This is a genomic window from Labilibaculum filiforme (assembly GCF_002843315.1).
GTDB lineage: Bacteria > Bacteroidota > Bacteroidia > Bacteroidales > Marinifilaceae > Labilibaculum > Labilibaculum filiforme.
The window spans coordinates 451358-466014 of sequence record NZ_MVDD01000002.1 but is presented as its reverse complement, the minus strand read 5'-3'; the positions used below and the strand labels follow the sequence as shown (position 1 = coordinate 466014).

The following is a 14657-nucleotide window of genomic DNA, read 5'->3' as shown; positions in this document are numbered from 1 at the left end:
GGATAAAAAAGAACATTTGTTAGGAAAGTTTAAAACTGGGAACCCTATTGTTTCCGCGTAATTTTTTAAATCTTTTTTTTCAGGGAATAGCTGAAATCCTTTTGTTGGGTATAAAAAAACCTCTTAAAGTTAATTTTTAAGAGGTTTTAGTTTTATAGCGAGAGTTTATCTTTTTTCCAACTGCACAATATTCTCCACATGATGGGTGTGGGGGAACATATCAACAGCTTGCACTTTTGTTACTTTGTAGGCCTCGTTCATCATGGCCAAATCGCGAGCTTGAGTTGCCGAATTACAGCTTACGTACACAATTCGTTTTGGTGCCGCTTGCAGAATTGTTTCCACAACATCGGCGTGCATTCCTGCTCGTGGAGGATCAACAATAATAGTATCGGGTTGACCGTGAAGAGCTATGAATTCGCTAGTAAGTACATTTTTCATGTCGCCAGCAAAAAACTCCGTGTTGTTAATTCCGTTAATTTCAGAATTCACTTTTGCATCGGCAATAGCTTCGGGAACGTATTCAATTCCAATTACTTTTTTAGCTTGTTTTGCAATAAAATTAGCAATGGTTCCGGTTCCGGTATACAAATCGTAAACAATTTCGTCGCCAGTTAATTCGGCAAAATCACGAGTTTTGCAATACAAATTGTAAGCCTGCTCCGAATTGGTTTGGTAGAACGATTTAGGACCAATTTTAAAGCGTAAATCTTCCATTTGCTCAAAAATATGATCAACACCTTTGTATAGAATTGCTTCCTGATCGGTAATGGAGTCGTTGGCTTTCTCATTAATCACATACATTAGGGAAGTGATTTCGGGGAATTTTTCCGACAGATGATTCAGCAATCCCTCTCGTTTCTCCACATCTTCGTGATAGAATACTACAATAATCATGTTGTCGCCTGTCGAAGAGGTTCTAATAACCAATGTTCTTAGGAAACCTTCTTGATTTCGGATATCGAAAAAGGATAGATTGTTTGCGAAAGCATATTCTTTAATCGCTAAACGAACCGCATTCGATGGTTCTGGTTGCAGGTGACATTTATTAATATCAACTACTTTATCGAATAGTTTTGGAACATGAAAACCAAGTGCAGGTGTTCTTTTTATATCATCATTAAGGGCAATTTCCTCGTTGGTTAGGTAGCGCTTGTTCGAAAAAGTATATTCCAGTTTATTTCGGTAGAATTCAGTTTTTTCTGATGCCAGGATGTTATTGATACCATTCAGTTCTACTTTGCCAATTCTCTCTAAATTGTCAATAACTTCCTGCTGTTTAAATTTTAGTTGTTCTTCGTAGGGTAAATTTTGCCATTTACATCCACCACAAACTCCAAAATGCTCACAAAAAGCGTCTATCTTCATTGGTGAATGCTGGTGAAAAGCAACCGGATAGCCTTCCATAAAACTTTTGCGTTTTTTGTTGACTTGTACATCAACAATATCGCCTGGTATTACACCGGTAACAAATACAATTTTGTCATCTACTTTACCAATTGCCTTGCCTTCGGCGGCTAACTTCTCTATAACTACTTTTTCCAGAAGTGGTTTTTGCTTTCTATTTCTTCCCACGATTCAATTGTTTTAAATATTGGCGCAAAGATAGATAAAAGTCGAAAGCTGGAAAGAAGGAAAGCTTAAAAAGTAGAAAGACATTTTTATTATTATCTGAAATCCCCTAAACTAAAGACAAACAGCGAAAAAGGAATCGCGGTTACTACTTAATTTTATATCTTTACTTCGTATTTCAAAGCCACATTTCAATTTTTTATAAAAGTACTATGAACAAGTTACTTGCTGTTTTTGCATTATTTTTATTGGTTTCGTGTGGAACCAAACAAGCAACGAAAGTTCCATGTTTTGCATGGCTGGGTGGCCCGGGCGAGGCTACCGATACAGAGTTAAAAGCGAACTTTACCGATTTAAAGGAGAAAGGGATTGATGGCTTAATGTACAATGGAGGGCATGATGCTGCTGTTTATCAACGAGTGGGGAAAATTGCAAAAGATGCAGGTCTCGAATTTCATACTTGGATACCTACCATGGTTCAGGGAAGGAATGAAAATATTCCTGCAGATTTATATGCCGTAAATGGAAATGGTGAATCGGCATACGATAAGCCAGCTTATGTAGATCATTATACCTTTTTGTGTCCGAATCGGGAAGAAGTGTATCAATATTTGTCTGGTTTATATACCAAAATAGCAGCTTTGCCCGAAGTGGATGGAATTCATTTGGATTATATTCGTTATCCGGATGTAATATTGGCTAAAGGTCTTTGGGAGAAGTACAATTTGGTGATGGATAAGGAATATCCCGAGTTTGATTACTGTTATTGTGATAAATGTAAGGCTGATTTTAAAGCCAAAACAGGAATTGAGCTTGTAGATCAGGCTCAAGGGCGGGATTTACAGGAATGGAAGCAGTTTCGTCAGGATTTAATTACGAAAATGGTAAATCGTTTGGTGGAAGATGTGCATGCACAAGGAAAAGAAATTACTGCAGCAGTATTTCCTGGTCCACATTCTCATGCTGTGAAAATGGTTCGTCAGGAATGGAATAAATGGGATTTAGATGCTTTTTTACCAATGAACTACAACGATTTTTACTTGGAAGGAACCGAGTGGGTTGGTAAAATGTGTAAGGAATCCAGCGAAAGTGTAAATGGTGAAAAACCGATTTACAGTGGTTTGTTTATTTGTCCAAAACCCGATTCTAAGTCGAAAGAAGCTGATCCTGAAAATCATGGTTTGTTGCCGGAAGAATTAGGAGAAGCAATTAGGGAATCGATGGTAAATGGAGCAACAGGAATTTGTTTATTTACGCCCGATAGAATGACCGAAGCACATTGGACTGAATTTCAGAAGGCGATTTATAAAGATTACACCAAAAAGTAAGAAGGAATTTATTAAAATAAACAGAAAGGGAGTTCCAATGGAGCTCCCTTTTATTATACTATTGCATTTGTAGCTTGAAAGTTTTCGAGTATCGTATTTACCTTGCTGCTACACATGTTGCAACGTAACCATTTTAATGCAGATTCAACAGAACTAAAAACTTTTATTGGTATATCTATTTCATTTTCAACACTATCAATAATTAGCATTGCGTTGGCCACCTGCCTTGGAGTGCTGGTGATAATTGCAATTCTATCAATTTTTGAACTTAGCTTCGATTGTAAATATAATTCAATAAATTCATCAATCTCTTTAAAAGATGGTTTACTGTTACTTCTCCGAATATCAGCAAGTACGCTGAATTTAGGCACATTGTGTAAATGAGATCCGGTTTCGCATTTTAATTCAAATACATCTTTTATCTTCGTCTCACCGCAAAAGCATTCAATTAAAAGCTTATGCTCTTCTACATAGTTGTAATAAGAATTTCTCACCTTATTCTTTATTTTGTTAATTAACTGATTTGTATATTCATAGATCAGTTTTTTAATGGGGCTGCAAATGCAATTAATTTTATAAAAGCGCCAAATGATTTTTTCCGGATTGAAGATAAAAATGCTAGGTTTGCAGAATATTTAAACAGACTAACAAACACATACGTTTAAGCATGAATCATTTATTTGTTCCCAATATGGGAAAGGTTGATTTTGAAGATATTGTATTTGATCAGGAATTGTCGGTTCAGGTAGCACAGTTTCTGCGGGAATACGAACATTTTGAAATACTTAGCAAATTTGGTTTGCCAGTAGTAAATAAACTCTTGCTTTTTGGGAAATCGGGATGTGGTAAAACCATGACAGCAAAAGCAATTGCGAATAAGCTGGAGAAGAAATTAAAAACAATTAATTTGGGGAATATTGTTTCTTCGAAACTTGGTGAAACTTCAAGGAATATCGCGGCAGCTTTTAAAATGGTAGAAAGTCAGGAGGCTGTTTTGTTTTTCGATGAGTTTGATTCTTTAGGGAAAGAAAGAAACTACGATAATACCGATAGCAGTGAAATGAAACGAGTGGTAAATAGTATGATTCAATTGATCGATTCTTTGCCTAAAAATTCTATTCTAATTGCTGCAACAAATCAAATTGGACTGATTGATGAGGCGCTGGTTCGACGTTTTGAACTGAAGCTGGAATTTCATAATCCATCTAAAATTTATTTGGATCAATTGTACGATAGGTTAATTTCAAAATATCCGAAGGAATATCAAAAAGTAAACCGAATTTATGATATTTCATTTGCCGAAGCTGAAACCATTGTGATGCGGGAAGTAAAAGAGAATATCATTCAAGCGGAATTAGTAAAAAAAGCGACAATTTTGTTGGAAGAAAAACGACTGATGAGTTGTAATAATTAGGATGTTGGTATAAACTGATTAATGATTACAGATAAGTGCAAACAGTTGTTATCTTTGTCGCTTTAACAGAAAAACAAGAATAAGTATGATCTCTATTAACAATCTTACGGTTGAATTTGGTGGCTTTACCCTTTTTAAGCAAGTTACTTTTATTGTAAATTCTCGCGATCGCATTGGTTTGGTTGGCAAGAATGGTGCAGGGAAATCAACTTTGCTAAAAATATTTGCTGGTTTTCAAGCCCCTACAGCTGGAACTGTATCTTTGCCAAATGAGATTAAAATTGGGTATTTACCACAGCAGGTAAATCATATCGACGGCAATACCGTAATGGAAGAGGCTTTGTCGGCTTTTGAAGAAGTGTTGGGTTTAGAAAAGGAAATTGCAGCTATTAATTTAGAGATTGCCGAGCGAACCGATTATGAGTCGGATGACTACATGAAGCTTATTGAGCGACTGACGGAGAGAAATGACCGCTATCATATGATGGGTGGTGAGAATATTGAGGCAGAAGCGGAACGTACATTAATTGGATTGGGTTTTTTACGAAGCGATTTTACTCGCCAAACTAACGAGTTTAGTGGAGGGTGGAGAATGCGAATAGAATTGGCTAAGATTTTGTTGCGTCGTCCGGATGTTTTTCTTCTCGATGAGCCTACAAACCATTTAGATATTGAATCCATTCAATGGCTAGAGGATTTCTTGAAGACCTATCCTGGAGCTGTGGTTTTGGTATCGCATGACCGGGCATTTTTAGATAATATTACCAATAGAACCGTTGAAATTTCTGTTGGGAAAATATATGATTATAAGGTTTCTTATTCTCAGTATGTAATTTTGCATGCAGAGCGTCGCGAACAACAAATGAAAGCCTACATTAATCAGCAAAAGCAAATTAAAGATACCGAGGATTTTATTGAGCGTTTTCGTTACAAAGCAACCAAATCGGTTCAGGTTCAATCTCGGATCAAGCAATTGGAAAAAATTGATCGTATTGAGATTGATGAGGAGGATAGCTCGAAGCTGAGCTTGAAGTTCCCACCAGCACCGCGATCGGGAGACTTGGTGTGTGAGGTGAAAAATCTGAGCAAGGCTTATGGGGATCATTTGGTTTTAAACGAGCTCGAATTTGTAATTGAAAGAGGTGAGAAACTTGCCTTTGTGGGAAAAAATGGAGAAGGAAAATCAACTCTGGTGAAAGTTTTGATGGGAGAGCTGGAGCATACGGGAATCTGTAAAATTGGACACAATGTAAAAATTGGTTATTTTGCTCAGAATCAGGCTCAAATGCTGAATGAAAACAAGTCGGTATTCGAAACGATTGATGATGTTGCTGTTGGAGATGTAAGAACTAAGATTCGTGATATTTTAGGTGCTTTTATGTTTAGAGGCGAGGACATTGATAAAAAAGTGAAAGTATTGTCTGGAGGAGAGCGTTCTCGTTTGGCTATGATTCGTCTGCTTTTGGAACCAGTAAATTTATTGGTGCTCGATGAGCCAACCAACCATTTAGATATGAGATCGAAAGATGTTTTGAAAGAAGCATTGAATCAGTTTGACGGAACTGTTATTGTTGTTTCTCACGATCGTGAATTTTTAAATGGATTATCATCGAAAGTGTATGAGTTTACCAATAAGAAGATAAAAGAACATTTGGGAGGAATTTATGATTTTCTTCAAACCAAGAAGATGGACTCCTTAAAGGAATTGGAAGTGAAAAATGTTGCAAGCTCTGTACAGGTTGAAGTTGCTCCTTCCGATAATAAGCTGAACTATTTGGAGCGAAAAGAGATGAGTAAGAAAATCTCTAAAATGGAAAGAGCTGTTTCTAACTCGGAAGAAAATATTGCGCGATTTGAAGAACAAATAGCCGAAATGGAAGATCTGCTTGCAAATCCGGAGAATATTCAGGATCATTCTCTGTTTGCAAAATATGAAAAATCCAAAAAAGACCTTGAAAAAGAAATGTTGGATTGGGAGCGTTTTAATGAAGAATTGGAGCTGCTAATTGCAGAGAAAGGGGAGTAGTGTGCTTCCCGTGCATTTTCCCTGAAATCATCTTAACTTCAAAAAAAATGCCTAATATACAAGCTATTCCTACTTTGCCTAAAGAAAGAATACATTCTCTGGATGTACTCCGGGGTTTTGCTTTACTAGGAATTTTACTCATCAATATTCAATTATTTGGGCTTCCCAATGCCTCCTTTTCGAATCCTTCAGTAATGGGGGAATTGTCTGCTTCTGATTATTTTTCCTATTACTTTGTGAATGTATTTGGAGAGCTAAAATTCATGACCATTTTTTCTATTTTATTCGGGGCGGGAATTGTATTGTTTATCAATCGATTGAATGAGAGGGGATTGGATGGCTTTAAATTTCAAGTGAGGAGAATGATTTTCTTGCTTATTTTTGGGATGTTACACGCTTATTTAATTTGGTTTGGTGATATTTTGGTTGCTTATGCAGTGGTAGGACTTATTGCTGTTTTACTTAGAAAGATGCCAAAAAACCATAAAATTATTTTGTGTGTGGTACTATATTTAATTCCGATGGCTTTTTTCTATTTAGTAGGTGGCTTATTTGAAAGTATGCCCGCAGAAATGGCTAAAGAAGCCATGGCAGATTTTAATCCTGCTCCTAATGCGGTGGCCGGGGAAATTGATTTGTACCAAACGGGGACTTGGTTTGATATTTTTGTGAAACGGGCTCAATTAAATATGAATTACCAGCTAGGTTCCTTTTTTATGCTCTCTTTATGGAGAACAACCGGAGTTATGTTATTGGGAATGGTATTATTAAATAATGGAGTGCTAGCAGCCAAAAAAACGAAATACTTTTATTTTTGGATGGCTGTTTTAGGCATTGGTATGGGTACTTTTTTTGCTCATGAAGGATTTCAGCACATTGTGGCTAGCAAATGGGAGATGATTTACTTTTTTAAATATGGCTATCAGTTCAACTATTTTGGGAGTTTATTTACTGCGTTGGGATACATTGGCTTGATCCTTTTGATATATCAAATGAAAATTTTGCGTTTTTTCACAAAAGCGCTTGAAGCAGTTGGTCGAATGGCTTTTACGAACTACCTTTGTCAATCCATAATTTGTTCCATTATTTTTTATAGTTATGGCTTTGGAATGTTTGCACGCTACTCAAGAGCAGAATTACTGATTTGGGTTTTGATAATTTGGACATTTCAATTGATTTCTTCCTCTATTTGGTTGAAATATTATAAAATGGGACCATTTGAATGGTTGTGGCGATACTTAACTTATAAGGAAAAACCACAATTATCACTGAATGTAAAATACCAATAAGCAAATAAATCGATGGCTAAACAAAAACAGGAGATGTTGTTCGGAATTAGAGCAACAATGGAAGCAATAAAGAGTGAAAAGGAAATTGAAAAAGTATTAATCCGTACTGGTTTATCGGGTGCTTTATTTCAAGAGTTATTCGATTTAATTCGCGAAAAAGGAGTTGAATATCAGTTCGTTCCTGTTGAGAAGTTAAATTCTTTGGATCAGCATAACAATCAAGGAGTAATTGCCTTAATTGTACCAATTCCTTATCAAGAAATAGAAGAAGTTATTCCGGAATTGCTTACGCAAGGTAAAACTCCTTTAATTTTGATTTTAGATCAGGTAACTGATGTGCGAAACTTTGGTGCTATTGCTCGATCGGCAGAGTGTGCAGGCGTGCATGCAATTGTAATTCCATTTAAGAATTCAGCAAAAATTACTCCCGATTCTATTAAAACATCTGCAGGAGCGTTGTACAATATTCCAGTTTGTAGAGTGCAAAACTTAAAAACACTTACTCGAAATTTGAAGAAAGAGGGAATTCGAATTGTAGCAGCTACTGAAAAAGCAGATAAAGTGTATACCGAAGGTGATTTTACTCTTGCAACAGCAATTATTATGGGATCGGAAGATACTGGTATTGAAGATGCTTTATTACGTTTGGCGGATGAGCAGGTGAAGATTCCTATTTTAGGAGCCATTCAATCTTTAAATGTTTCTGTTGCAGCTTCTCTAATGGTTTACGAAGCGGTTCGACAAAGAGGATAATCCGATAATAGATATTTATTTGAACGCAGAAATTTTATTTCTGCGTTTTTTTTATGAAATATTATTGAATACAGTCACCCTAGTTTCCTATTTAAACGTTATTATATTGTAGGTGTATTAAAAACGTAAACAATAGAATTATGAAAGTAGTTTTAACTGTATTTCTGATTTTCTTGTCATTTTTTGGATTCGGACAAGATTTTGATAGTGAGTTGAATAAGGCAAACAGTAAATTTTTTGAGGAAAACTATACGGAAGCTTTAATAAGTTATCAAGAACTAATAGCAACTGGTATTGGTGATACAATACAACGATCGTGGGCTTTTGGATATGTTGGAGTTTGCCAGCAAGAGCGAGGTAAGATGGAAGAGGCAAAGAAAAATTACCGAATTGCAATAGGTATGGGAACTCCAGGGCCAAGTTTTTATTCTAAATTATTGGCGATTTATAAATCGGAAAATGATACTGATGGACAAGAATTTGTATTGTTGACTAAAAGTAAGAATTTACCGCATGAGTATAGGGAATCTGTTAAGAGTCTTGCATATTTATATGTAAATACTGGAAAATTTAAAGAGTTAATTCCGCTATGTGATGAATTGCTGGTTTGGGATTCGGGGAATTATAAATATCACTATTTTAAGGCAATCGCATATCAGAAATTAGAGGATGTTGAAAATGCTGTGCTTGAGTATCGGAAAGCAATCGACTGTAAGTCTGATGATGTGAATTCAAATATGAACTTAGGAGTTATTTTGTTTTTAGAGGCAAATCGGGCTTACGATACCGCAGTTGAGAAATATGAAGCTATTGTTAAACCAACTGATAACGATTATCAGAAATGTATAAAAAATTTAGATGTTGCAAGAGCTGATATGCGCAAAGCAGAACCATTTTTGTTAGTGGCATACAAATTAAAACCAAATAACAATGTAAAGAATGCATTGTATAACCTTTACAAAAAATGTAATGAACATGAAAAAGTTAAGGATTATCAATAGATGTAATAAATTAAGCGAAATACAAGTGGCTTATTTTTCTTATTTATTATAATTTCTCATTGGGAATCCAGTTTGGCATTTTTGCTGCTTTAGGTTTTCTGCCATAAAAGAAATCATCCAATGGTACGGCAATTCTTCGGAATAAAGGAGAGTGTTGAATTCCCCAGCGAATAGAATTGTGTAAGAAATTATTTGGATGAGAATAAGGACAACTCGCCATGCAACGTCCACAATCTGTTCCTGCTTTGCTCCAATAGGTAAAACAACTTTCGGAATTTATTTGCCAGCGTTTTATTCCATCTATCCTGTGGGGTGGATCAAAAGAAATCGATTTGCTCGGACAAACTGCTGCACATTTCTTGCATCGATTACAGAAATCGAGCAAACTGTTGTTTTTTTTCCATTGCTTGGATGGCAGTACAAAATCGGTGGTAACTACTCCTAAACGAACACGAGGGCCTTCTTTTGGAGTCATTAATAAGCCCATACGGCCAATTTCTCCCAAACCAGCATCTCTTGCAACAAGAGGACAAATTACTTCGTAATTTCCATCGATATGGGCTTTTGCCGAATAGCCCAAATTTCGAAGGAATTGACCAATTTGTACCGCAATTCTCCCTGCCTCTAAATATTGTTGTGCCGATTCCATAACTATGGAGGCTTTTGGTGCTGCGGCTACCATTTCTTGATTCATTTCAACCGTAAAGGCAATTGCGTAGGAATGATGATTTTTTATTTGCTCTCCATATTGATCACCTCTGCCTTTATGTGAGTAGTAATGGTAATCGGATAATTTTGTGAAGCCAACCTGAAGAGCGCCTAATTTTTTGGTCCAGGATTTTAGGAATACAATCATTTTTTCCTGCGAAATAGCTTCCTGAATAGGATTCACCTCTCCATCGATAGCCGTTTTAAAATGGTCTACAGCAAAAAAACTGGCATTGGATGCGGCATAAGCCATTCGGTTGTAAAAAACGGACTTTTTAGTTAGTAAACCGGGTTCTTTTCTAAACTTATTATCCAGAATCTCTTTGTCAGGATTATTCTGATAATACTCATCGTATCGATTCGAACCAACTTTTAACTCGTTTCTCGCGAACATGATATCTCGTTCATCAATTTGAGATGCTGGAAAATCGTCGCAAATATTTTTAGGCCTTGGGAATGGAATTGCAAAAACAAGAAAGGTAAGCAAAAGATCAATGGATAAAAGTAAGGCAACTATTTCCCACGAATAATACCAAGAAAGCAGATAAGGAACAGGTAGTACGAACAGGAATGTAACCGCCCGAAAAGTGGCTCTTTTTTCCTTCTCTTTCCAAAAAATGATGCTGGTATAAAGTAGAGTAATAAAGAACAAAATGGCTGCTGCTAAACAAATAAGAATAGCGAAAGTATATAGTGAATCCATCCGGTTTATCGTTTTTATTAACTGCAAGATAAAGGTATTTTTCCAGCTTGTTTTTTTTATCTCTAATTTGGATTCTTTCTTCGAAAAAGGAGTTTGTCTTAAAAAAGAATTACCCGAATCAAACGAATTTGATCGGGTAATTATCTATAGTAATCTTAGGGTTAGAATGCAATTTGATTCTGACTTCTGAATGTTGTCTATCTCCTCAATCTCCTAATTCCCTTGTCTGTTTCAGATTCAGCCCTGCTAATTTGCTAAAATTAATTCTTGAATACAAGTCTTTCTTTAAAATCTTTCGAATTGGATCGAAAAAAGCCTAATTAAACTTTATAAACGAAAGAATTAATGTTCATTCCGGCACCAACCGAAGCAAAAACAATGTAATCTCCTTTTTTTAGTTTATGATCTTCTAATTTGTCTTTAGCAATTTGATCGTAAAGAATAGGTACAGTAGCAACAGAGTTATTTCCCATTTCCTGAATAATCATAGGCATGATTTTCGCAGGAATATTTCTTTCCTGATACAAACGGTAAAGACGTTTAGCAATGGCTTCATCCATTTTTTCATTTGCTTGATGGATGAGGATTTTTTTGATATCCTTAATATCTAATCCTGCCTTATCAATTGCTTCTTTTACAACACCTGGAACATACGAAATGGCATATTCGTAAATTTTACGACCGTGCATTTTAATGAAAAGATTGTTTTTATTGCCTTCAAAATCGGCTTTGTCCGAAATGTCAGCACGCAAAAAGTAGGCTTCATTAATTGTATCTGTTCGTGTAGCATGAGCTAATATTCCCGATGCTTCTTCTGTTTCGCAAGCTTCCAATATTGTTGCTCCTGCACCATCCGAATAAATCATACTATCTCTGTCGTGCGGATCGCACACTCTCGATAGAGTTTCGGATCCAATAACCATTACTCGTTGGGCATCGCCCGATTTGATATAATAGTTTGCTTGAATCATACATTGAATCCAACCCGGACAGCCGAAAAGAACATCGTAAGCTATTGTCTTAGGATTTTTTATTTGAAGCAGATTTTTCACTTTTGCCGCCAAACAAGGTAATTGGTTGGTTAGCGTAGAGTTTGGTTTTACATCACCAAAGTTGTGAGCAACAATGATATAATCTAAGCTTTCTTTATCTATTTTGGAAGATTCTAAGGCATCTTTCGCTGCTAAATAGGCAAGGTCAGAGTTTCTCTGATCATCAGGAGCATATTTTCGTTCACTTATTCCAGTGATGTCCTTAAATTTCTCTATGATCTCAGCATTGGGTGTTTCAATTTTCTGGCCATTTGGATCAAAAAAACTGTGATTCAAAAAATGCTCATTTTTAACTTGAACGGTTGGGATATAACTACCGGACCCAACAATTTTCGAAAATCTTTTGGTACTCATTGTTAATGTTTTTGTTTCAACTAATATATGTGCCCTTATTATTGGCGCACAAATTTTTCTTAAGCGACTATCTTTTTGTGTCCGAAAGATTTTGTTTATTGATAAGTTGTAAGTTAAACTTACTGCTAGGTATGTGGCGCTAAGGTAAAGATTTATTTTAAAATTGGTGTTTTTTTATCAATATTTAGGCGTAGTCGTTAAGGTCTACAATTCATAAAAAAACATGAAAAGCCAAAACCAAACTCTTTAAGCGTACTTATCTGGCAGGCTGAATCAATTTACTAATTTTTCTTTTAGACTTTTGTCTGCGGGTTTGTTACAAAGCCATATTCCAAATAAGGCTTGTTTAAACGATAATCCGCGAATGGCTTGTTTCAATTCTCCATTTTTATATACCATTGTGCCAATAGTTGGCGAGTAGATAAATTCAAATACATCTTTTTTCTCGATATCGCCCATAAAAATAGAAATGAAATCTTCAATTTCTTGTTTGATATTTTCCATTTCGCCGTTGGTTGCATTTTTAAAACCTTCTCTGGTAGCTTTTTCCATTTTTTCAGAGGTAATTAATCCAGATATAATCTCTAAGCGGATTCCCATACTTTCATCAGCAATAATAATTTTGTCAGCATCTTTTCTATCCGTTGAAAGATACAAGCCCATTGCGTACATGTCCATCCAAAGTTTAACGCGGGTGCCTGCTCCTTTTAATTGCAAATGGTTATCTTTAATAATCAGCTCCTTAGGAAATTCAACGCCGCCAACTCTTGTTTGGGAAAATCCGTAAAAACTGCTTAGTAAAAGAAAAATAATAAGTGTTTTTTTCATTTTTATGAGCTTAGGTTGATGTATGATTTAACTTTTAGTGGTTAACTAAATATTAGTTTTGCATAGCATAGGTAAAAGGTAGCAAATATATTTACTATATAATTAAGCCACAGTGGGTATTGTCGTTTGTTCGATTTTAAATCTCCATTTACAATATAAATAAAAGTAAAGAACACACCAAAAGCCCACATGAGTAAAAATGGCCAGTTAAAACTAGCAACGTCGTGCGTTTTGTAAGTTTGCACCACTTGTGGAATAACCCCAATGCTTAAAATAATGTTTCCAAACCAACCTAGTGATTCAAAAAAATTTAGTTTGGCAAAAGCTTTTTTCATGCTTAATTTACTAGTTTGTGAAAATCATCTCCCGTAGGGTTTTGAAATACTCGTAAGCCGAATTCAGGTACAATGGCTAGAATATGATCGAAAATATCGGCTTGAATGGCTTCATAGTTCGCCCATTCCTGATCGTTAGAGAATACATATATTTCAAGAGGCAATCCTTTTTCCGATACTTGTAATTGTCGAACAAGAAAAGTCATTTCGTTATGAATTTTTGGGTGTTCCTGAAGATAGGCCTCCACATATTTTCGGAAGGTACCTACATTGGTTAATCGTCGCTGATTTACTGGGATTTCACCTTCGGGATGGCTCGCTCGAATCTCATTCTTTTTCTCCACTAAATAATCCTTTAACAAGCGAATTTTTTCAAATTTTGCGATTTCTTCCTCATTTAAGAAATGAATAGATTTTACATCTATATTCAAATGGCGTTTTATTCTTCGTCCGCCCGATTCCTCCATTCCTTTCCAATTGTTGAACGATTCGGAAACAAGAGCGTAGGTTGGTATGGTGCTAATAGTTTTGTCCCAGTTTTGAACTTTAACGGTATTTAAACTGATATCAATTACAGTTCCATCGGCTCCTTTGGCTGGCATCGAAATCCAATCGCCAATATTTACCATTTTATTGGCTGATAGTTGAATAGAGGCTACAAAGCCGAGTATGGTATCTTTAAATATTAACAGGATAACAGCAGCAAAAGCTCCCATTCCTGCTACAATATTAAAAGGATTCTGATCAAATAGAAGTGCGGTTATGGAGATAATCCCCATGGAGTAGAAAAAAATCTTTACAATTTGTAGGTAGCCTTTAATCGGTCTTGTTTTGCTTCCAGGTAAGGTATTGTAGATATCATTTCCAGCATTTAAAAAGGTGTCGATTAGAATGATCGCCAATACCACCATATATACATGTGCACTGTTTTGAATAAAATTACTCAATCCCGGATGGTCGAGCATTCCTGCACTATAATAAATGATTGCTGCTGGTGCGAAATGAGCTATTTTATTAAATACTTTTCGTTCCAAGAGTATGTCGTCCCAGCTTGTTTTGGTTTTTCGTACCAATTTAGTAATGATCGAGATTAACACTCTTTTTGCTATAAAGTCGCATATTAAAGCAATAAAAACTACGATAACAATTGCGATGAGTGATTGTAATATTATTGCCCAGTAAACGGCAATTCCTTCGTTGATCAACCAATTTTTTAATTGAACGCCTAAGAGTTCTTTCATGTGATACTAAGTTTACTTTAAATTAAAAATCTAAGATATCTATTCCTTTCAGG

General features: G+C 35.7%; 13 protein-coding genes. 6 read left to right on the top strand and 7 right to left on the bottom strand.

From position 1 onward, the window contains the following. Positions 1–165: 165 nt before the first annotated feature. On the bottom strand, positions 166–1575 hold the full coding sequence (gene rlmD / locus BZG02_RS04545) for a 23S rRNA (uracil(1939)-C(5))-methyltransferase RlmD (RefSeq protein WP_101260209.1): 1410 nt from the start codon (positions 1573–1575) through the stop codon (positions 166–168). A 209-nt stretch (positions 1576–1784) separates the two neighbouring features. On the opposite strand from rlmD, the gene BZG02_RS04540 reads away from it, so the two are divergent. Then, complete coding sequence (locus BZG02_RS04540; protein WP_101260208.1) at positions 1785–2900, top strand: glycoside hydrolase family protein; 1116 nt, start codon at positions 1785–1787, stop codon at positions 2898–2900. A gap of 53 nt (positions 2901–2953) precedes the next feature. Here the strand turns inward: BZG02_RS04540 and BZG02_RS04535 are convergent, their stop codons facing one another. Further along, positions 2954–3394, bottom strand: coding sequence for an STAS/SEC14 domain-containing protein (locus BZG02_RS04535; protein WP_101260207.1), 441 nt, complete (start codon positions 3392–3394; stop codon positions 2954–2956). Positions 3395–3567: 173 nt separating this feature from the next. On the opposite strand from BZG02_RS04535, the gene BZG02_RS04530 reads away from it, so the two are divergent. The 5 genes from BZG02_RS04530 to BZG02_RS04510 all read left to right on the top strand — a co-directional run bounded on the left by BZG02_RS04530 (position 3568) and on the right by BZG02_RS04510 (position 9383). Beyond that, complete coding sequence (locus BZG02_RS04530) at positions 3568–4314, top strand: AAA family ATPase (protein WP_101260206.1); 747 nt, start codon at positions 3568–3570, stop codon at positions 4312–4314. A gap of 85 nt (positions 4315–4399) precedes the next feature. Then, positions 4400–6340, top strand: coding sequence for an ABC-F family ATP-binding cassette domain-containing protein (locus BZG02_RS04525; RefSeq protein ID WP_101260205.1), 1941 nt, complete (start codon positions 4400–4402; stop codon positions 6338–6340). 47 nt (positions 6341–6387) lie between these two features. Then, positions 6388–7629 (top strand): DUF418 domain-containing protein, encoded by a 1242-nt coding sequence (locus BZG02_RS04520; protein ID WP_101260204.1) that lies wholly within the window; start codon positions 6388–6390, stop codon positions 7627–7629. Positions 7630–7641: 12 nt separating this feature from the next. Next, positions 7642–8382 carry a 23S rRNA (guanosine(2251)-2'-O)-methyltransferase RlmB gene (gene rlmB / locus BZG02_RS04515; protein WP_101260203.1) on the top strand — a complete coding sequence of 247 codons (741 nt, stop codon included), beginning with the start codon at positions 7642–7644 and terminating at the stop codon, positions 8380–8382. A 140-nt stretch (positions 8383–8522) separates the two neighbouring features. Next, positions 8523–9383: a tetratricopeptide repeat protein gene (locus BZG02_RS04510; RefSeq protein WP_101260202.1), complete on the top strand. Its 861-nt coding sequence runs from the start codon at positions 8523–8525 to the stop codon at positions 9381–9383. A gap of 46 nt (positions 9384–9429) precedes the next feature. On the opposite strand, the gene BZG02_RS04505 is transcribed toward BZG02_RS04510, so the two are convergent. The 5 genes from BZG02_RS04505 to BZG02_RS04485 form a co-directional block, all read right to left on the bottom strand. After that, positions 9430–10794 (bottom strand): 4Fe-4S dicluster domain-containing protein, encoded by a 1365-nt coding sequence (locus BZG02_RS04505; RefSeq protein ID WP_101260201.1) that lies wholly within the window; start codon positions 10792–10794, stop codon positions 9430–9432. Between the two features lie 320 nt (positions 10795–11114). Further along, complete coding sequence (locus tag BZG02_RS04500; RefSeq protein ID WP_101260200.1) at positions 11115–12200, bottom strand: 3-oxoacyl-ACP synthase III family protein; 1086 nt, start codon at positions 12198–12200, stop codon at positions 11115–11117. Between the two features lie 273 nt (positions 12201–12473). Then, a complete protein-coding gene (locus tag BZG02_RS04495; RefSeq protein ID WP_101260199.1) occupies positions 12474–13028 on the bottom strand; it encodes a chalcone isomerase family protein in 555 nt (184 codons plus the stop codon). A gap of 41 nt (positions 13029–13069) precedes the next feature. Then, a complete protein-coding gene (locus BZG02_RS04490; protein ID WP_101260198.1) occupies positions 13070–13363 on the bottom strand; it encodes a PQ-loop repeat-containing protein in 294 nt (97 codons plus the stop codon). A gap of 2 nt (positions 13364–13365) precedes the next feature. Further along, on the bottom strand, positions 13366–14604 hold the full coding sequence (locus BZG02_RS04485) for a mechanosensitive ion channel family protein (protein WP_101260197.1): 1239 nt from the start codon (positions 14602–14604) through the stop codon (positions 13366–13368). Positions 14605–14657 lie beyond the last annotated feature (53 nt).